The organism is Phyllobacterium chamaecytisi (assembly GCF_020164455.1).
Taxonomy (GTDB): Bacteria; Pseudomonadota; Alphaproteobacteria; order Rhizobiales; family Rhizobiaceae; genus Phyllobacterium; species Phyllobacterium chamaecytisi.
In genome coordinates, this window is record NZ_JAIQWW010000030.1 from 21,160 (window position 1) to 38,329 (window position 17,170).

Here is a 17,170-nt window from a genome sequence, read left to right on the forward strand (position 1 = left end):
GGCACCGGATGATGCGCTATTTCACGGAAATACAGCAGGGTGAATGCTTTTGCGCAACTACCAAAATAGGATATCGGGGGCTTATTTGATCCTACCAGCGCGTCGAGTCTCGCTCCGCCCGCCGAATTGGTGCCCGTTCACGAGATGGTGAGCGAAATTAGATCAATGTATTTATTTACCCGACTCAGGCGTTTCCCTAGCTTTTTTACGGGACCCAAGCGGAAGCGACCTCACTCCGATCATCACGACAGTTGATAGGAGTAAGGCCGCGGCATTCCGCAATCGAAGAACATCTTTCGAGACGCGGTTCCACGCCTTGCCCCCACGTTGGGCGATGAAATGCTGACGAAGAGCGGATTGCTTCTTTTTCACGCGTCAGCAAACTTGGGCCCGATCTACCAGTTTTTTCGCTGCTGGCAGATCGGGCTTCTGTGTTTAACTAACCATACCAGCGCAGACGTCCCAGGCTCACCACCTATCAGCAACCCGACCGCTTTGGTCGTGCGTAAACGGCAGGTCGGGAGATCAGACGCTTGCGAGTGGTTAGAACGTCACCTTGAAACCCGTCGTGCCATTGACGCTGTAACTGTCGGCAAAGTCGCTGAGGCTGGTATTCAGGGACACCTCGCCATAGAGCGCGTATTTGTCATCGGCCCAGCTATACGACCCGCCAGCGCCGACGCCGCCCCAGGTGCGATCGCTTTCATTGGCGAAATTGACGCCGGCAAGGTCAACTTCCGAACCATCGAGGAATTCGTGATAGAGGTTGGCGATCCCGTAGACATTGCTGCGTGCCATCCTGCCCGAACTGTCCTGCCATGCATTCTGGTAGTCGGCGGAGATGCCGAGGCGACCCTTCAGGCTGTCGCTCTTGTCGAGCGAAACGTCCGCGCCGAAGGGATCGGTGAAGTCGTCAAAATCGATATTGGAATAGGCCAGCTGCACTTGCGGCGTGATCGACCAGTTCTCGTCGACGATGATCCGCTTGCCGGATCGTCTTCGTCGCTCGGGTGATTGAGGGTCTGAGTATCGAGAAGACTGCCAACCTGCTTGCCGGCCCGAAACTGTGAAGACGCGGCTTCACCGTGCTAGGCACCTTGTGCGTCAACAACTGGACGCGCAGATCGGTTCGGTATTGCTTGATGCATTCCCCGTTTGCCGGTCGGCGCTGCGAGCGACTGATCGCTACAATCAGGGATCGGATCGGCTTTCCAATATATCTTGTTGCCTAACTTTCACCCGACGTCTAGCGCATCCATATCCGCCCGGATCAGCGGATGCTTTATAACTTGCGAAGCCGCAAGGTTTGCGAAACGCACTTTACCAAAGGCTCCTCGGTGCGGATGGATGAATGCGCCGGCCGAAGAGGCGCTGCAGTAGCAAAAGCCCCTGCCCGACAATGGACTGATTGTTTTGCTACAAGCAAAAGCAGAGGATGAACAACCGCTACTGCTCTGATCGGAGGATTGATCCATGCCCTGGAAAGTCAGGTTCCGCGAGAAGGATTTCATTGGAAATGAAGGATGGGATCCGGAGTTTGAATTTGAGGTCAGGGAGGCGTTGACGGATACGGAGGAGCTTTCAGGTTCTGCAGAAATCGTTATTCATGTGAAGGGCGACTCTGTTGACGACGTCACCGTTCACGAATCTCCCGATCCCGACGAGTTCCCGTTCAATGGCGTCCACGGTCATCATCCTGAACTTGGTGAGGTATTTCTCTTCACGGGCGTACCCGACGAAGGCGAAGGGCAAATGATCGCGCTGTACAGCGCTAAGGACTTCGGCGAACCGCCCTATAACAATGAGCACTTTACAGGCGACGGCTCATGAAAATTCCCGTCCCGACGCGCACAAGAAACGACCCCGACCGCTTCGCTGACTGCCAGCGGGCAGTCTAAGACTGAATGCTCGCGCTCCGGATGTACCAAGGAATCGGTTCTCGCTGTCATAATTGCCCTTGCCGAGAACACCAACCTGGCGATGCTTCCAACGTGCTGCGGCCGCTTGAGACCGAATTGCGCAAATGGATGAAGGAAAGGGATGTCTAGCGAGGGCTCAAACTATGACGTGAGGAGAGCCCTTGATAAAGCAAAAGCCTGGGCCCGGTCCATCAAACGGGATGTAGTTGCGCTTTGGATCGCGGCACGCGATCCAAGGGTGCCATGGTATGCAAAACTTACCGCTGGATGTGTAGCCGCTTATGCGCTCTCTCCGATTGATCTGATACCCGATTTCATCCCGGTCTTAGGCTATCTTGATGACGTTATCATCGTCCCGTTGGGCATTATGGCGGCGGTTCGCATGGTTCCCCCAGTCCTAATGACAGAGTTTCGGGCAACGGCTGCTTCCAGTGTAGGGCGTCCCGTCAGCCGCGTCGGTGCCGCGGTTATGAGTGCTGATGTAAGGCCAATGCCGATGGATGTTCATTCCATTTGCCCAGATGGCGGCCCAAAGCGGGCGCAGCCTTGCGAAAGTGGGCACCACGCATTTAAGGGATGCAAAGCGCCTCTGCGGCTGGCTTATCGGCTAAATCTTCCGCGGTTTCATAACCGCATTGGGTGAGCTCGATGAGAAGCCCCTTCGACAATTTTAACTCTGCAAGTTTCGTAACCATAGGCGCCTCCCGTTCATTTGTCGGTCGAAAACGCGACCGCCCTTGAACACGGAGCCGCGATCGTCAACGCGCCGATTTACACCACAATAAACTGCTCCCGAAGGAGGGAGAGGCGCTGTTGCACGATATCAGCAACAAATTTCATGGACCCGGTGGTAAAGTCCTTGCCCGACCCCGTTTGTTTAGATTTAAATACCCAAGTCTGGTGCCCACCGGACGGAGGCTCGACGGAAATACCAGCCCTTGGCATGGTACCGTTGAGCCTCATTTCCATAAACACGGCAGGGCTTCGACGATGCTCAGGATCAAGCATGGGGTTCAAACGACATTTGGGGACATCCTGTGGGATGAACCTCTGCTGCCGATCTACGCTACGCGTGAAGAATGTGTCGCTGCCATCGAAAGCTTCATCACTGGTTTCGACCATTATGAGGAGGAGCCCGCTCAAGACAGATGGTGTGCATGGAACGACAATAAGAAGAATGAATTTCATTATTGGTGGATAACGATTGCCGAACGACCGCTGACCGACACGGGCGAAACTGTTGGCGGTTGAACGTTGAACACCAGGATATGACGGGAATGGGCGTAGAGCGCGTCAGAGCAAGGGGATCCGGACAATTGCCGTTATCGTCTCGTCGTTGATCGCCCTCTTGTCTGTCATGGCGCTTTTGATGGTATTTTTATCTACGATTTCGCAATGAATAAGACTACGGGGCGTCGCCTACATAGCGTGCCTTTCCATCGGCCCTTGACTGGCTGTCATCCACAATCCGGGGATGTCAGGATGTGAGCTTCCTTTATCCAGATGACGGAGATCGGCAATTCCTTGGCAAAGAGAGATAATAGGACCGCGAAGCAGCTTATCGCCAGGCCGCATCCCGTCGTGGCACGGTCTGGAGATCATGAAGAAAAGTCACAGATCGCTGTGCCTGAGCCGCGGCCTGGACGATGAAGCGCTTGTCATTTTTCAGCACTGAGAGCCACGACGCGAGATAGCTTGCATGGTCGGGGCGCGGCTCCAGTTCCGGCACCATACCGAGATCGGCGGCGAGGAAAGCCGCGCCCAATTCGGCAATCAGTTCTTCGCGAGCGCGCTCCGTGCGATCTTTTGCATATCTGGACAGATCGCGGTTCAGCCGGTGGCTCGCTCCGGCCCAATGCACGCTTTCGTGCGCCAGCGTTGCATAATAGCTCTCGCTGTCTTGGAAGGTTTCAATCGGCGGCATCTGGATAATATCCGGGCCCGGTGCATAATAAGCCCTGTCGCCGCCGTGACGGACAGTTGCACCGGTCTTCGCAAAAAAGACATCCGCATGTGCGATCCTGTCGATCCGTTGGGCAATTCCACCGTCAGGCACGTCTGCGTATCGGTCACCGAGACGCTCGATCTGTTCAACGTTGAAAACGCTGTAAGCTTTCAAGAAAGGGATATCGCGCTCGATCTCATTTCCCGCCCCATCGGTCTCGGTTTTGCTGATGCGGTTGGCATAGACGACCATCGAGCCTGTCTCGCCCCTTCTGACGCAGGCTCCGAGTTCCTGCGCCTGACGAAATGTCATCCACGTCGAAGAGGCATAGCCGCGTGCCATTGCTTCAGACCAAAGAAGCAGCACATTGATGCCCGAATACGGCTCGCCATTGTGGCGTAATGGCCGGGACACGCGACCGGCAAGATGTCGGCTGTTCCAGGGCTGCACCCACGGCCGCACGCCCTCGTCCAATGCCGCAATTATCCTATCGGTGATACGCGTATAGACGTTTACGTGCTGCTCGCTGGTTGTTTTTTCCTTCTTCATCGTCTTGTCCTCACTCTTGCAAACCGCGCCCATCGCGGATCGTCACGGCGGTCGTTGAAGCGGCGGCCGGAGGCGGCGCACCCGCTGAAAGACACGATTGAATGTTGGAACCTTGGCGGACGGGCCGAAACGAAGTGGAGGACGGCCTGGCCGTTGCGACCGTCCAACTCCGGCGACGCTAGACCGCTCACCGGGACGAACCGTGATCGGCGCATGGCTTTCAACACAAGGAGAGCCGGCGCTTAAAACGCGCCGGCTTCACCAGGATGAAGGAAGGGATTTTCGCCCCTTCGGTTCAATCGAAGGCCGACATCTGCAGCGACGCGGCCTTCTGGCCGATCGACGGAGCCGCTGCCGCCGAGCCGGCGCGTTCATAGGGCTTCCAGGCGTCGCCGGTGATGTCCTCGTAGGCTGCTACGGCGCCTTCGGCAGCCATGCGCAGCACGTGGGCCTGCACGCCCATATCGGCGGCGAATTCGCGCTTGCGCTGGGCGCGGCTGTCGAAGCCGACCGCACCGTCGACATCTTCGCTGCGATCATCGTTGCAGAGCTTCATGGTCAGGTCACGCGCCTCGGTGACCGCGCGGCTGTAGAATTGCCCGGCGCCGTAGGCGGAGCCGACGAAGGCGCTGACGATGCGCTGCATGTGGATCTGCATGGCCTTTTCGGCGAGACCCTCCTTCAGCGCTTCGGCGCTGCCGATGAGCTGGTTGCGGTGAAGCTCGCGGATGCCGTCGCTGTCGACGATGGCAAGGCCGAAGCTTTCGCAGATGCGGCTTGCCTGGGGCGCGTTGGGGCACGCGAGGCGGACCATTTCGAGGGTGGTGGCGCGTTGTGCGGCTGGGCGGGCCCTGGAGGAGCGGTTGAGCAATGTCATGATCGATGTCCTTGTGCGTGGTTGAGCAAAGCCCGGGTCTGCCGTCGTCCGGCACTGTCCCTCGGGTGCGGTCGACACGAACCGGGCAAGCGGCCTGGCCCAAGGTCAGGGCGATGCGATGGAGCGGGGGTGGGGCTGCGGAGGATGCGGACCGCATCGCGGTCTGCAGCAAACGCGGCCGCGCCTTGCGAAGCGCGTCGATCCTGCCGCTGCGCGGCGCGGCACGCGGCCTTTGACCAGACCGCTTGTCCGGTTCAGACCGCAGCAAACCCGAGGACTTGAGCCGGAAGTTGCTTGACGTCTTTGCCCGTAACCGGACGGCATCGGTCATGTCCGTCGCGGCGCGCGGCGGTCCGCAGGTCGAGCCTCACGCGCAGGTCGAGAGGTCAGTGCGGTTCGGCCGGCTCGTCCTGCACAAATGCGCTTCCTGCTCTTGCCGATCGCCGCCGCAACGCATGGGCGGTCCTGGTGTGCCGAGCGGTCTTTCCGGTTTGACGCCGCATTTCACGGCTCGGCCCAGTCAATGAAGCTCGATGGCCCCGTATATTGGCGGTCACGGGCCTCGTCGATAAGGAAACCGAACGCGCCGATATCGTAGAGCGCCTCGTCGAACAGCTAGCGCCGTTGTTCGCCGGATCGCCTGCCGCCGAGCGGGTGTCCTTGAGCTTGATGCGGCAGTTTCCGCCACGGCTTTGAGCGCAGGGCGCGGCAGGCATGAGAGAAACGCCTCGCTGGCCATGTTGGGCAGGAACTGGTCAGCGCCGATGGCGTCGGCGGCGATGCGGGCAACCCATCCGCTATAGGACCCATCGTCTCCGGCGCGGTGTCATCGGCTTTCGTCTCGGCGCCACCAGCGCCATCGACATCGGCTGCCGTCACTTTCTCAATCTCGGCGAGTTGTCTGCATTTTGGCGCCAACGCGCGGCATCACCGCCGACGACCGATCGATTACATAATCAGCCTGGTGCCCAACAGCATGGTTTTCCGTAACGCATAAAGCTTCATTCCAATCATCAGCCCATGGCGCGAGCCGCAACCAGTCGCAGCCGGCTTCATCGGCGATGTCGCGCAGACGAGTGGCAAACGCCTCTCCCTGGCTGTTGGCATCGGTGGCGGCGACGATCCGGGCGCAGGGACGCGCGGCGAGCACGCGAACCGCCGCTTCCGTTTTCGGCGACCATCCCCCGCCGGTGCTGAGATAAAGACTGCCCTCCCGCAACCCTTCCAAGGCGGCGAGGCTCATTGCGTCGATCGCAGCTTCCGTGACACACAGACGAACTGCGTCGGGGGAGCCAAGCCGGAACAGCACCTTCGAACCCCCGCTCGAGAAGCCACGCCAGGCGGGACCGCGCTCCTCCCAACCGGTGAGCACACCTTCATCGTCGAGGTGCGCCGCCCACATGCTGCCGTATGGGCCTTCCCGCAGCATATTACGACGGATGGCTTCGCGGATGATGGCCTCGGGCAGGCATCGTTCGACGTGCAGATAGCGCCACGTCGTCGACCCCCTTGATGGCTTGCGCCGATTATCCCATCGTTGCGGCATGGAACCGGTGGGCGCTGAACCGCGAGGCGGGCTGCTCCAGACAGGCTCTTTGGATATGAAACCCACTAGCGAGGCGACACGGTCAAGCGCTGTCACGAAGGACACCCCGTCAAGATGTTCGGCGAGACGGAAGACGTCGCCTTTCGCGTCCGAGAGCGGATCGAACCAACCCCTCCCCTCATGAATGACGATAATGATGTCCGCCCCGCGCCGGTATTTCACCGCCTTGCGGGTGCTCTCTCTCACATCGACAGCAAAGTCGGCCTGCTCCAGCATGACGGCGCACGAGACGCGCTCGCGCAGTTCTTCCAGTTCTTGTCTCTCCATGCTTCTACCGGCGCTCGCGCGTCCGCCTTTCTTTACTAACTCTTCTCTTCCCGCAGTTTGCGGCACCGTTTCCGGCGGCCCGCGAAGAGCAAAGGCGGCAAGGGGGCGGCTGACAAGCTGCAGATCTGCATTGTGCCAGCCGGCCGCTTCAGCCGCGGCGAAGCTTCCCTTGCCGCCTGCCGCTCGCAAGCGGCACCCGAAAGGAAATGCCGGCTCAATGAGCCGGCCGTGGACGATCTTCAGATCGTCTTCATCGTCGCGTTCGTGGTTCGGAAGGATGCTGAACTCTTCGCCGGATCTGAAAGGCGGGACCGGACCCAAGAGTGCGGGTTGGAAGGCCAACGATCGTTATTCCTGCGAGGATCGCGCATCCAACGCCAAGGCTTACAATGCACGTTTTCGCCAGTGATCGAACGCCACCGAGCTCCGTAGCGATGGCGACATAGCGCGCGCCGTTGCCGATGGATTCCTTAACAAAAAATTCAACCCGGGACCCACGCGTCAATCACTGTATTTACGGATGTGAGGAGACCTGCGCGCATCAGCCGTCAATCCCGTCAGCGCAAGCAGGAGTAGTTTTGGGTCCCATTGGCCCGCAAGGTACGAGATGAACAGGCTCGTGACGACGGCGAAAGCGCCGGAGATCGCGATCGCCTGCCCGGCCGATTCTTCGCTAATGCGGAGTTCGTCCGCGATCGGCGCGAGCAGGCTGCCAGGCATGAATTCAGAAGCGATCAGGGCGAAAACGCAGAGCGGCATAATCGCAAACAAACCGTCCCAGTTGGCTGAGCGGGATGTGGCTTCCTCTACGGCTCTATCGACATGGTATCGCGGCTTTTGTTGGCAATCTCTTCAACGGGCTTCCGCTCCTGATCGGAGGCGAGATGAAACATAAGTCATAAGCATTTCGCAGCCGATCCGCAACCGGGGCGCGACGGACTTGGACAAACTCCCGATGTGGATGACCCGGCCTTCGTCGTCGAGACTTCAATCATGAGCGGCAACGTCGTTCTTTGCGCGGCATATGGATTGTGTCACCTGTTTTGTCGCTCCGAATTATTTCATCGTCCACCGCGAAGCCGGAACATTTTTCATCACAGTTGGTTGATGTCGCATCATCGACAGGAGGCCAAAATGAAACACCATGCACTCGAGCAATTGCAAGTCATCGCCGAGGTCGGTCAGGACTACCCGCGCCACGTCATGTCGCGCAGCGAGCGACTTGAACGCTGGGCTGAACTCCTTGAACAGAACCCCACTCGGCGTCTCGCGACGCTGCACCAGACCGAGAACCAGCCGATAAGAGCGCGCGGGGCCATGCGGGCCGACAGCTCACCAATCTCGGTTGCTTTCGAAGATACCCTCCTTCGCGCAGCCGGTTTGGAAAATGACAGTTACGGCGAAGCAATGCGGTTCTTCCAACTGACCGACAATCAGTTACACAAAGTTATCTGTTACTGCCATTTCGGCGCCAGCGTGAGCGCTGCGACAGCAGCCCACTATCTGCGCAAACTTATCGCGAGACAGCGCATGTTCGCTCGCTTGCGCAGTATGTTGGTTGGATAAACAACGACGGCTCGCACAATTGCCTGAATGATCTGAGTGTAACTATGAACGTAAGAAATCTCGCCACGTCATCGACTGAAGGCGCGAGCAGACCAGCCTATTTGCACGCTGTGATACGCTCGAGCCCTACGCCGTATGGAAAGCGCTTTACTTGCAACGTCAACCGCGTTTCAGTTTTGGAAGTTGTTTAGAAGGAGTGCCGGAGACGATCAAAGACAACTCGCGGGGCACAGGAGCGGAGGGCGATAACCCCGCCGAATTGCGCTATTGCCGCCGATTTCCCTACACTCTATGGTTTAAACAGCGTATAACCAATTGAAATCGCTCGCAAATACTTTCTGGCGGCGAGAAAATTCCGACGCCGGGTCTGTTAAAATGCTACGCTTTTGATTTCAAAGGGAAAGCGGCGCAAAAATTTTTCTGGGGTTTCAGTAACTATCGGGATCCAGGACGATTTTTGCACCTCCCGACGTCCGGCGACGCGCCCGAATCTGCCTCTAAAAGTACCGTCATCAAACCATATCGCACTTGGAAAAGCGATGCCGTCGGGCCTCGGCAGAGTTCCATGTGCAACCTCGAAATGCTATGCGCCAATCCAGGGACCACCGCCTACCCACTGCGCATTGAAAGGCATAGACTTAGCCGCTGCGATCGTGGGTGGCATCACAAGTTCGGCGATGCGCGCCTGAATTTCCGGAAGGGGCTGCGGCACGAGGGCGATCTCGGTTCGCTTCAGAAACGCCGCCCATTGGACTTGCTTGGCGTCGGCGAAGCCCGCCGTCAGCGCCAGTGGCGTTTCGGTGGGAAGCCGCGTCTCGCGGCGCTCGAAGGTCGTCTGGCGCCCGCGCCAGAACCTCTCCTTCAAAGGCGAAGGCACCCGCAATGGCCCAGAGATCGAAAAAATCCTTCATGCGCGAATTGAGCATGTCCAGCGCCACCATGGCTTGGAACTTCTCCGCCACAACAGTTTCAGGTGGATAGGCTTTAAGATGCGGTGCCGGCTGCCCCAGAAGCGAAGGATATTCCATATCGACCGGGCCCGGCGTGATCGCATCGCCGTATCCAATGTCGACAAGCATGGCAAGGCGCGCGCCAGCAAGTTCCGCCACGAAGTCCAACCGCACGCCGGCATATTCGTCTTGCTCACGCGCCGGGGCGGCACGCAGCGTATCCGGCCGAAAGATTACCCCCTCATCTTCAACCTTTGTGGCCAGGATTTCCGCAAATACAGCGGCGATGGCAACAGGAGCGTTCTCGCCAAAGCCGAGGAGATCGAGGTCGCCGGTAGCACGGTAGGGCACAGGCGCCCATAGGCTGAACAACATCGCGCCCTTGAGGACGAAGTGATCCCGGTACGGCGAAACACTTAGACGATAAAGCACACGCTCGATGGCATAACGCGTCATCAGCAACTGGGCGTTCTCGCGACGTTCGCGAGCATGCTGAGTCAGCCGATCGCGTACAGAGACGCCAATATTCTTAGGCGCGCCTTCATGAAACCATGGCCTCGATGTAGGGACGCATCACGGTCTGGACACGGTCGATCTCAGCGTAACGCCAAAGCTCGTTCAGCCCTGCCCGCCCCTTTCGCGATTTGATGAGGTCCCGCAGTGCCTCGATCGCAACATCAAGACCGATCTTGTTGCGGTGCTTGAAGCAGTCGGCGACGGTTTTCGCTGGCGAGGTGATCGGAACGGGCACGCCGTCGACCTGATGAATCTCTATGCCGGCCGTCAGCGCCTCACCGCTGGCGCGGACGATCTTTAGCGTGACCGATGGATTGGACGGCGCCCAGTCCTTTGGCCCGAGCAGCATCCAGACGGCATGCGGCGTCTGGGTCGTGAGGTTGTGGAATTGCAGCGCCGACAGCAGGCCGATGACCCCTTTTGGCTTTATGCGTGCGGCTTCAGCCAGGCTGGTGGCACTGGCGACCTCCGCATTCGCCAGTTTATAGAGGCCACGACCGACCTGCTGGAGAACTCCCTCGTCACGCAGCCTTTGCAGGTAGACGCGCGGCACGCCAGCGGCATCGAAATCGCTGCCCCGCGCGATTCCTTGTCGCCGTGCGACCTCCAGGGCGCGATCTCGGTGGGTTTGAGCAATCATAATGAATGTTATAAACCCTCGATGTTAATTTGCAATATACAAGGATTTGTAACAGAAAGGTCAGATAGATGGAGGCAAGAATCCGCCCAGCGACGACTATCCATTTGAAATTCTGCCGAACATTTTCGAATCAGGGCGAATTTGAGCACCTGCCCTCCAGCTTAGCATATCGCGAAAAGGTGTGGTTGCGAGGGCTCGCAACATCCGACTCCTGCGATTAGTCGAACGGTCAATTCCCAGGCTCGTTGCTTAGTGGGTTGTGGGCGGTTTACCCAAAAAATGCGCCCTGCAGATGCCAATCGTGACAGAAAACCTTAGCCGGACCCGAAGTCAGGAGCCGCCCCCGCCTCCCGCTGCGCGTTCCGTCGCAATAGCGGGCAGGCCGAAGGTCCGCAGGAACGGGCAGCGCATGCGTTCGCCGTCCGCAAAGCCCGTTTCCTGCGCCACGACGTTAACCGTGTGCCGCCTCAACTTACTTCGGTGACACGGTCTTAGTCATCGCGGCGGATGGAGATGCAAAGGGCAGAGAGAGCAATTTCCTCCTTGCTCCGACGCCTCAGAGCTACGCGCAACCGTCAGCAGGTCGATCTCTGGCGAACCTCCTCGAGAGGTTGGCATTCTTGCTGCTCCGCGCTCCCCGCTTGTCGGCGCCGAGCTCGAATTGACTCGTACCCTGGATGAGGGGTGCAAAGTCAAGATGTGATGCGGTTCCTGCTCGACACAAATATCATCAGCAACGTTACCTGGCCAACTCCGTCAGAAGCGCTGTTTGACTGGCCGGCGAAACAGGCCGACAAAGATCTCTGCATCTCGTCGCTCACCATTGCGGAAATCCGCCGAGGCGTGCTTGAAAAGCCCGCCGGCAAACGGCGGCGCGTGCTTGAAAAGTGGTTCCCACGCGTTACGTCATCTCGTGCCGCTGTCATACCGCTCAAAGTTTACAGACCGAGCCCGGCAACAACATAAAACAGCGCTGCAATAAATGCCGCTGCCGGCATGGTGACCAGCCAGGCGATGACGATGTTGCTCGCCAGTCCCCAGCGGACAGCTGAAACGCGCCGGGCTGCTCCAACGCCGATGATCGCCCCGGTGATCGTATGCGTTGTTGATACCGGAATACCGAGCCATGTCGCTGCGAACAGCGTGATTGCACCCCCGGTTTCAGCACAGAAACCCTGCATGGGATTGAGCCTGGTAATTTTTGATCCCATTGTATGCACGATCCGCCAGCCGCCGAAAATTGTGCCAAGCGCCATCGCCGACTGACATGCAATGACGACCCAGAATGGGACCCTGAACTCTGTCCCGAGATACCCCTGCGAGAACAGCAGCACCGCAATGATGCCCATGGTCTTCTGCGCGTCATTGCCGCCATGCCCGAGCGAATAAAGTGAGGCGGAGACAAATTGCAGACCGCGAAATGTGTGGTCGACGGCGAATGGTGTCTGCCGAACAAAAATCCAGGAGACAATCAGCACAAGCAAAAGTGCCAGGAAGAAACCGATCATCGGTGACATGAAGATTGCGCCAACTGTTTTCAGCAGTCCGGTCCATACGATAGCGTCAAAACCTGTCCTGACCAGGCCCGCACCGACCAGACCGCCGACAAGTGCGTGCGACGAACTCGACGGAATCCCGAATATCCATGTGACGATGTTCCAGACTATCGCGCCCATGAGAGCGGCAAAGATCAGCCGGGGTGTCACGATGGTCGGGTCGATAATCCCGGTCCCCAATGTCTCGGCAACGTGCAGGCCGAAGAACAGGAAGGCGATGAAATTGAAGAAGGCCGCCCACAGCACAGCATATTGCGGACGGAGCACCCGCGTCGACACGATGGTCGCGATCGAATTGGCCGCATCGTGCAGCCCGTTGAGAAAATCAAAGAACAACGCAACCGCAATCAGACCCGCCAGCAGGGGAAAGCTGAGCGCTGTATCCATCAAACGTTCTCGATCACGATGCCGCTGATTTCATCCGCGACGTCCTCAAAGCGGTCGACAACCTTTTCCAGCTCACCGTAAATCTCGCTGCCGATGAGGTAGGCCATGGCATCGGATTTGCCATAGCGACGGAACAAGTCTTTCAGCCCCTCATCGTGCAGATCATCGGCGCGGCCTTCGACGCGCACGACTTCTTCAGCAATGGCGCTCAGCCGGCCCGAATGCGTTCCCAGGCGGTTGAGAAGCGGAATTGCTTCTGCGACCAATTCCGCGGCTTCTACGATGAGCACGCCCATTTCACGCATACGAGGATCAAAGCTTGTTTGCTCGAAAAGCTGGATAGTCTTGACCGTCTTGTGCATCGTATCGATGGCATCGTCCAACGACTGAATCAAGTCGCTGATATCGCCGCGGTCAAAGGGAGTAATGAAACTGCGCCGCACGGCAAGCAACACCTCGCGCGTGATTTCATCGGCTTCATTTTCAAGTTTGATGATGCGATTGCAGTGATGTTCAATCTCGCCTTCACCGCCGAGAAGTGCTTTGAGGGCTTTGGCTGCCTCAACAACAACGCGCGAATGCTGGGCAAAAAGATCAAAGAAACGGTCCTCACGTGGCAATAAAGCGCGAAACCATTTTAGCATGGCGGGCACGTTCCCATTGGCGACCTTCCGATCCGCGGCGGCCTGTTCCGTCATAGCTGGATCAGCCCGCCACTTCAACCAGGACCAAGGCAAATTCGGAACCAGAAGCCTCGAAATTGGTTAGACGGTTAAGTAGAATCCGCCCATAATGACCTTTCGTCGGCGGTAGGCTTCCGGCCATTGGTAATCAAAATCAGAGAACGAGATGTCGCGCAGAAGAGGACAGCGTAATATCCAAAGCCCGGGGAAGAAAGGGGTCATGCCACAGGTTGCCGCCCTGCCCTACCGTATCGGGGACGATGGACAGGTTGAAATTCTTCTGATTACAACCCGACGTACCAAACGCTATATCATTCCCAAAGGATGGCGAATGAAAGGGCGGAGCGACGCCGAGGCCGCCGCAGAGGAGGCCAAGGAAGAGGCGGGCGTTCTTGGCACGGTCTCGAAACATCCGATTGGACAATACCTCTACTGGAAAGAGCTTTCCAGAATGTCTATCCAGATCAGGGTTTCAGTCTATACCTTGGCCGTCTGCGAGCAATTGTGGCAATGGCCCGAGCAAGGCGAGCGCACGAGAATATGGGTACATCCGGACCGGGCGGCAGTCATGGTCAGCGATCGAGCTCTCATTTCGTTTATCAAGGAGGTGCAAGGGTTTTCGGAAATATCGGTGAAATCCAGTTGAAAGCGTTTAAGACGCTGGTGTTTCCTACCGGCATTGCTCGAAATCGATACAATCATAACTGTTGTCTTGAAAACGCCGATAAGAGGGCATTTGTCTTGAACTTGGGCAGCATACCTTGCCAACGGGTCTGATATTCTATTTTGCCTTGGTTGCCAAACGCAAAGCACGTGACAGGACCCCAACATAACGATCGAAAGTGACACAAAGGCAGGCAGACTGGCGTCGCGCGAACCCGAAAACATATGATGGAAGTTAGGCGGTGCAAAAAGCGCTGAAAGCTGGACCGTTGGAAAGACACGCCTGTGAACTCTGCGGCGTTGAAGCTGTCGACGCACATCACGCTACGAGGAACCGCTGCAAGTCCGCTGGCTATGCCGTCGACATCACTCTCGTCTTCATTACTACAGGGAAGATGGTCAAAATTAGATCGATAATCTGGATCCAGTCCGCGGATCACCGCGTCGACTATCGGCATCTCGAAATGCCGCAATCAAAAGCCTCACAGAAAAGCGGACTTGATCACACGCTCACACAGAAGAACAGCTATTTTCGGAACATCTTCATCGCTACTCCATTTGAGCCAACATGAGAACAATTGTTGGAATGTCCACGTTCTTTCTGCTCGTTTCCGTCATTGCCGCTGAAGCCGCAGAGGTCAAAGCCGACGCGATCAATTCTGCATCCCTGTCCACCATCCCGACGAAGCGCGGCCCCAAACCATCAGCGGATCCCGATCCTGCGATCGTCCGCCTCCAGGTTCTCCTCGACCGTGCGGGTTCCTCGCCGGGCGTGATCGACGGCATGTATGGGAAGAATGTTACCAAGGCGGTGGCCAGTTTCGAAAAGATGACGGGGATGCCCCCGGACGGCACAATCGACCCCGATGTCATCAGCAGGCTGGAGACGGGTGGCCCGATTATCGGCAGCTACACGGTCACGGCGGACGACGCTAAAAGCCTCGTGGACCATATTCCCGCAGACTATGGTGAAAAGGCCAAGATGCCCAGCTTGGGTTACACCAGCGTCGCCGAAAGGCTTTCAGAGCGTTTCCACATGCATATCGACTTGCTGACTGCGCTTAATCCAGGTTCGGATTTCGTCCCTGGCGAGACAGTCCAGGTAGCAAAACCCGGTCCCGCGCGCCAAGGAAATGTGGCCCGCATCGAAGCCGACAAGACCACTGGGCAGGTCACGGCTTACGATAATCGCGATGTCATTTTAGCGGCGTATCCTGCGACAGTTGGCAGCGAGGACAATCCTTCTCCAGGGGGAACGCACAGGGTGAAGGGCGTCGCACGGATGCCTGTCTTTAGGTACAATCCAAAGGTCAACTTCAAGCAAGGCAACAACGACAAGGTCCTCACCATCCCCAAGGGCCCCAATGGACCGGTCGGAACTGTCTGGATAGATCTCACCGAGCCAACCTACGGCATTCATGGAACGCCTGATCCCGAACTTATCGATAAAGTCGGGTCGAATGGCTGCGTTCGTCTGACAAACTGGGATGCCGAAGAGCTAGCTGGAATGGTGAAGCCTGGCGTTGTGGTCCGGTTCGTCAACTGAAGGTATCGCCGTAGATGGGATGTCGTGTTCTCATCCTGCGCGTGTGAGGCAATCGGGATTGGTCACCGGATTGCCAAAGACGGCATTTTGGATCAGCTGACTATTCGGCGGCCGAACGGAATGCGAATGTCAGGCGCGCGTCTGCAACCGGTGTAACGACATGGTCCGCGAGTATCCGCGCCTCAATCGCAGCCGCGATGAACGCTCGTCTGGCATGCGATGGTGGTTTCTTTTCTGCAAGACTATCTTTGACAGCGACAAGTGCCGCGAAATATTTCGGGCCTCTCGGGCCGTTCCACTCTTGCAATAATACCCTGTTTGCCTCGCCTGCAGATCTGACATAGCGAAACTTTCCCAGTCTAGGCTCGATGGTCACAGTAATGTGGAACGGACGATCCTTCATGCGGGGCAGTTAAACGATGACCGCAAAATTATGTCAATTACAGCATCAGGACTAGCGTCAGAATATTGAAACTAATCTTAATTCATGATCGATCAATAGTTTCACAAGGGAACCGTGGCGGGCATAGTCGCGCAAACTCCCTGCCCCGATGGTCCGCGAAGGACTGATCAATCTGGATTTTGCCGATGTTCGGGCGGTGATGCGCGACATGGGCCGCGCCATGATGGGTACCGGGCAGAGCTCAGGCGCTGGCAGAGCGACAGCAGCGGCTGAAGCGGCCATTGCAAATCCGCTACTCGATGTCGCTTCGATGAAAGGAGCCAAGGGCGTCCTGGTTTCCATTTCAGGCGGCCGGGATATGACCTTGTTCGAAGTTGATGAGGCGGCCACGCGGATTCGCGAGGAAGTGGACGACGAAGCCAACATCATTTTGGGAGCCACGTTCGACACCGCTCTTGAAGGAACATTCCGGGTTTCGGTTGTTGCGACTGGCATCGATCACGTTGATGGCGCAGACACAATAGGCGCGTTTGGCATTGGCGATGGGAACGTTTCGTTCTTGCCACGGCGCGCGCTGTAGCGCTGCAGGTAACCCGCGTCCAGTGCGCTTCTCGCTAATGGGTCGAATGGTTCTCCCCTGTGCGGCTCGGTTTGTAGTGCCTCAGTTCGACGTTTGCGACAATCCCAACGGTGCACAGGCGGATTGACGGCGGCGATAGGCTCTGCGAATTTGTTTTAGGAGAGATCATGGCCATCGATTGGATTTTGACGCTGCAGGAGCAGGCAGACTTCGCCAAGCAGATCGCAGACGATGTTACCCAGACGCTTGAGATCGCCGATTTGAGCGCTGCGCAGGCGGCCAGGCTTTACCGTGTGGTCGAGCAAGGCGCCCAGACCTTTGATCGTATCATTGAGGAAATGGAACAGCACGACGACATCGACGACGACCTTACCCAAGCGGCCGAGACGATAGCCGACATATGGACCAACCTGTCCGTCACGACTGCGAACAAGCTTCGTGTCATGCAGGGTCTGGCACCCATTGAGTTTCCAACAGAGCTCACTGAGAAGGAGCGATCCGGCTGAAACGCTGCAGA

19 protein-coding genes and 5 pseudogenes are annotated in these 17,170 nt (G+C 57.5%); 13 read left to right on the top strand and 11 right to left on the bottom strand.

Features of this window, described 5'->3' with window-relative positions:
* Positions 1 to 543: 543 nt before the first annotated feature.
* Positions 544 to 945 carry an autotransporter outer membrane beta-barrel domain-containing protein gene (locus LB462_RS28805; protein ID WP_370637335.1) on the bottom strand — a complete coding sequence of 134 codons (402 nt, stop codon included), beginning with the start codon at positions 943 to 945 and terminating at the stop codon, positions 544 to 546.
* Positions 946 to 989: 44 nt separating this feature from the next.
* Between LB462_RS28805 and LB462_RS28810 the strand changes: the two are divergent.
* The 4 genes and pseudogenes from LB462_RS28810 to LB462_RS28825 all read left to right on the top strand — a co-directional run.
* Positions 990 to 1,232, top strand: a pseudogene (locus tag LB462_RS28810) (RNA polymerase sigma factor); the annotation flags it as partial.
* A gap of 241 nt (positions 1,233 to 1,473) precedes the next feature.
* Complete coding sequence (locus LB462_RS28815; RefSeq protein ID WP_224515193.1) at positions 1,474 to 1,830, top strand: hypothetical protein; 357 nt, start codon at positions 1,474 to 1,476, stop codon at positions 1,828 to 1,830.
* Positions 1,831 to 2,040: 210 nt separating this feature from the next.
* Positions 2,041 to 2,379 (top strand): annotated as a pseudogene (locus tag LB462_RS28820) (YkvA family protein); the annotation flags it as partial.
* 353 nt (positions 2,380 to 2,732) lie between these two features.
* Positions 2,733 to 3,170 (top strand): hypothetical protein, encoded by a 438-nt coding sequence (locus tag LB462_RS28825; RefSeq protein ID WP_224515204.1) that lies wholly within the window; start codon positions 2,733 to 2,735, stop codon positions 3,168 to 3,170.
* A gap of 307 nt (positions 3,171 to 3,477) precedes the next feature.
* Here LB462_RS28825 and LB462_RS28830 read toward each other — a convergent pair whose 3' ends face one another.
* Both LB462_RS28830 and LB462_RS28835 read right to left on the bottom strand, forming a co-directional pair.
* A complete protein-coding gene (locus tag LB462_RS28830) occupies positions 3,478 to 4,413 on the bottom strand; it encodes an ArdC family protein (RefSeq protein WP_224515206.1) in 936 nt (311 codons plus the stop codon).
* Positions 4,414 to 4,708: 295 nt separating this feature from the next.
* Positions 4,709 to 5,290 (bottom strand): hypothetical protein, encoded by a 582-nt coding sequence (locus LB462_RS28835; protein ID WP_224515208.1) that lies wholly within the window; start codon positions 5,288 to 5,290, stop codon positions 4,709 to 4,711.
* Between the two features lie 17 nt (positions 5,291 to 5,307).
* Here LB462_RS28835 and LB462_RS28840 point away from each other — a divergent pair, with 17 nt between their 5' ends.
* Together LB462_RS28840 and LB462_RS28845 are read left to right on the top strand one after the other, a co-directional pair.
* A complete protein-coding gene (locus LB462_RS28840; RefSeq protein WP_224515210.1) occupies positions 5,308 to 5,526 on the top strand; it encodes a hypothetical protein in 219 nt (72 codons plus the stop codon).
* A 42-nt stretch (positions 5,527 to 5,568) separates the two neighbouring features.
* Positions 5,569 to 5,817, top strand: coding sequence for a hypothetical protein (locus LB462_RS28845; RefSeq protein ID WP_224515212.1), 249 nt, complete (start codon positions 5,569 to 5,571; stop codon positions 5,815 to 5,817).
* 88 nt (positions 5,818 to 5,905) lie between these two features.
* Here the strand turns inward: LB462_RS28845 and LB462_RS28850 are convergent, their stop codons facing one another.
* The 3 genes from LB462_RS28850 to LB462_RS28860 all read right to left on the bottom strand — a co-directional run bounded on the left by LB462_RS28850 (position 5,906) and on the right by LB462_RS28860 (position 7,922).
* The gene (locus tag LB462_RS28850; RefSeq protein WP_224515214.1) at positions 5,906 to 6,169 is read right to left on the bottom strand and encodes a hypothetical protein; all 264 of its coding nucleotides are present in this window, start codon (positions 6,167 to 6,169) and stop codon (positions 5,906 to 5,908) included.
* Positions 6,170 to 6,173: 4 nt separating this feature from the next.
* A complete protein-coding gene (locus LB462_RS28855) occupies positions 6,174 to 7,163 on the bottom strand; it encodes a DUF3991 and toprim domain-containing protein (RefSeq protein ID WP_224515266.1) in 990 nt (329 codons plus the stop codon).
* 501 nt (positions 7,164 to 7,664) lie between these two features.
* Positions 7,665 to 7,922, bottom strand: coding sequence for a hypothetical protein (locus LB462_RS28860; protein WP_224515216.1), 258 nt, complete (start codon positions 7,920 to 7,922; stop codon positions 7,665 to 7,667).
* A 375-nt stretch (positions 7,923 to 8,297) separates the two neighbouring features.
* Here LB462_RS28860 and LB462_RS28865 point away from each other — a divergent pair, with 375 nt between their 5' ends.
* Positions 8,298 to 8,729 carry a hypothetical protein gene (locus tag LB462_RS28865; protein WP_224515218.1) on the top strand — a complete coding sequence of 144 codons (432 nt, stop codon included), beginning with the start codon at positions 8,298 to 8,300 and terminating at the stop codon, positions 8,727 to 8,729.
* Positions 8,730 to 9,367: 638 nt separating this feature from the next.
* Here the strand turns inward: LB462_RS28865 and LB462_RS28870 are convergent.
* Positions 9,368 to 10,135 (bottom strand): nucleotidyl transferase AbiEii/AbiGii toxin family protein, encoded by a 768-nt coding sequence (locus LB462_RS28870; RefSeq protein ID WP_224515220.1) that lies wholly within the window; start codon positions 10,133 to 10,135, stop codon positions 9,368 to 9,370.
* Between the two features lie 85 nt (positions 10,136 to 10,220).
* Positions 10,221 to 10,835 carry a type IV toxin-antitoxin system AbiEi family antitoxin domain-containing protein gene (locus LB462_RS28875; protein ID WP_224515222.1) on the bottom strand — a complete coding sequence of 205 codons (615 nt, stop codon included), beginning with the start codon at positions 10,833 to 10,835 and terminating at the stop codon, positions 10,221 to 10,223.
* Positions 10,836 to 11,537: 702 nt separating this feature from the next.
* Here LB462_RS28875 and LB462_RS28880 point away from each other — a divergent pair.
* A pseudogene (locus tag LB462_RS28880) lies at positions 11,538 to 11,729 on the top strand (PIN domain-containing protein); the annotation flags it as partial.
* 44 nt (positions 11,730 to 11,773) lie between these two features.
* On the opposite strand, the gene LB462_RS28885 reads toward LB462_RS28880, so the two are convergent.
* Together LB462_RS28885 and LB462_RS28890 are read right to left on the bottom strand one after the other, a co-directional pair.
* Positions 11,774 to 12,778, bottom strand: coding sequence for an inorganic phosphate transporter (locus LB462_RS28885; RefSeq protein WP_224515223.1), 1,005 nt, complete (start codon positions 12,776 to 12,778; stop codon positions 11,774 to 11,776).
* A complete protein-coding gene (locus LB462_RS28890; RefSeq protein WP_224515268.1) occupies positions 12,778 to 13,422 on the bottom strand; it encodes a DUF47 domain-containing protein in 645 nt (214 codons plus the stop codon). The genes LB462_RS28885 and LB462_RS28890 overlap by 1 nt, the downstream gene beginning before the upstream one ends.
* A gap of 259 nt (positions 13,423 to 13,681) precedes the next feature.
* Here LB462_RS28890 and LB462_RS28895 point away from each other — a divergent pair, with 259 nt between their 5' ends.
* The 3 genes and pseudogenes from LB462_RS28895 (at position 13,682) to LB462_RS28905 (ending at position 15,670) form a co-directional block, all read left to right on the top strand.
* Positions 13,682 to 14,107 (top strand): NUDIX hydrolase, encoded by a 426-nt coding sequence (locus tag LB462_RS28895; RefSeq protein ID WP_224515225.1) that lies wholly within the window; start codon positions 13,682 to 13,684, stop codon positions 14,105 to 14,107.
* Between the two features lie 196 nt (positions 14,108 to 14,303).
* A pseudogene (locus tag LB462_RS28900) lies at positions 14,304 to 14,533 on the top strand (hypothetical protein).
* A gap of 159 nt (positions 14,534 to 14,692) precedes the next feature.
* Complete coding sequence (locus LB462_RS28905) at positions 14,693 to 15,670, top strand: L,D-transpeptidase family protein (protein WP_224515227.1); 978 nt, start codon at positions 14,693 to 14,695, stop codon at positions 15,668 to 15,670.
* Between the two features lie 100 nt (positions 15,671 to 15,770).
* Here LB462_RS28905 and LB462_RS31700 read toward each other — a convergent pair whose 3' ends face one another.
* Entirely contained in the window at positions 15,771 to 16,073 is a 303-nt protein-coding gene (locus LB462_RS31700; RefSeq protein ID WP_224515229.1) for a DUF982 domain-containing protein, read from the bottom strand.
* A gap of 148 nt (positions 16,074 to 16,221) precedes the next feature.
* Here LB462_RS31700 and LB462_RS28915 point away from each other — a divergent pair.
* Together LB462_RS28915 and LB462_RS28920 are read left to right on the top strand one after the other, a co-directional pair.
* Positions 16,222 to 16,584: pseudogene (locus tag LB462_RS28915) on the top strand (cell division protein FtsZ); the annotation flags it as partial.
* Between the two features lie 236 nt (positions 16,585 to 16,820).
* Positions 16,821 to 17,159 carry a hypothetical protein gene (locus tag LB462_RS28920; protein WP_224515231.1) on the top strand — a complete coding sequence of 113 codons (339 nt, stop codon included), beginning with the start codon at positions 16,821 to 16,823 and terminating at the stop codon, positions 17,157 to 17,159.
* Positions 17,160 to 17,170 lie beyond the last annotated feature (11 nt).

Bases quoted from the DNA above. Each gene is read 5' to 3' on its own strand.
- LB462_RS28855 (WP_224515266.1), bottom strand. From the start codon at position 7,163: ATGGAGAGACAAGAACTGGAAGAACTGCGCGAGCGCGTCTCGTGCGCC.
- LB462_RS28835 (WP_224515208.1), bottom strand. From the start codon at position 5,290: ATGACATTGCTCAACCGCTCCTCCAGGGCCCGCCCAGCCGCACAACGC.
- LB462_RS28890 (WP_224515268.1), bottom strand. From the start codon at position 13,422: ATGCTAAAATGGTTTCGCGCTTTATTGCCACGTGAGGACCGTTTCTTT.
- LB462_RS28875 (WP_224515222.1), bottom strand. From the start codon at position 10,835: ATGATTGCTCAAACCCACCGAGATCGCGCCCTGGAGGTCGCACGGCGA.
- LB462_RS28815 (WP_224515193.1), top strand. From the start codon at position 1,474: ATGCCCTGGAAAGTCAGGTTCCGCGAGAAGGATTTCATTGGAAATGAA.
- LB462_RS28920 (WP_224515231.1), top strand. From the start codon at position 16,821: ATGGCCATCGATTGGATTTTGACGCTGCAGGAGCAGGCAGACTTCGCC.
- LB462_RS28895 (WP_224515225.1), top strand. From the start codon at position 13,682: ATGCCACAGGTTGCCGCCCTGCCCTACCGTATCGGGGACGATGGACAG.
- LB462_RS28885 (WP_224515223.1), bottom strand. From the start codon at position 12,778: ATGGATACAGCGCTCAGCTTTCCCCTGCTGGCGGGTCTGATTGCGGTT.
- LB462_RS28870 (WP_224515220.1), bottom strand. From the start codon at position 10,135: ATGACGCGTTATGCCATCGAGCGTGTGCTTTATCGTCTAAGTGTTTCG.
- LB462_RS31700 (WP_224515229.1), bottom strand. From the start codon at position 16,073: ATGAAGGATCGTCCGTTCCACATTACTGTGACCATCGAGCCTAGACTG.
- LB462_RS28860 (WP_224515216.1), bottom strand. From the start codon at position 7,922: ATGCCGCTCTGCGTTTTCGCCCTGATCGCTTCTGAATTCATGCCTGGC.
- LB462_RS28905 (WP_224515227.1), top strand. From the start codon at position 14,693: ATGAGAACAATTGTTGGAATGTCCACGTTCTTTCTGCTCGTTTCCGTC.
- LB462_RS28830 (WP_224515206.1), bottom strand. From the start codon at position 4,413: ATGAAGAAGGAAAAAACAACCAGCGAGCAGCACGTAAACGTCTATACG.
- LB462_RS28865 (WP_224515218.1), top strand. From the start codon at position 8,298: ATGAAACACCATGCACTCGAGCAATTGCAAGTCATCGCCGAGGTCGGT.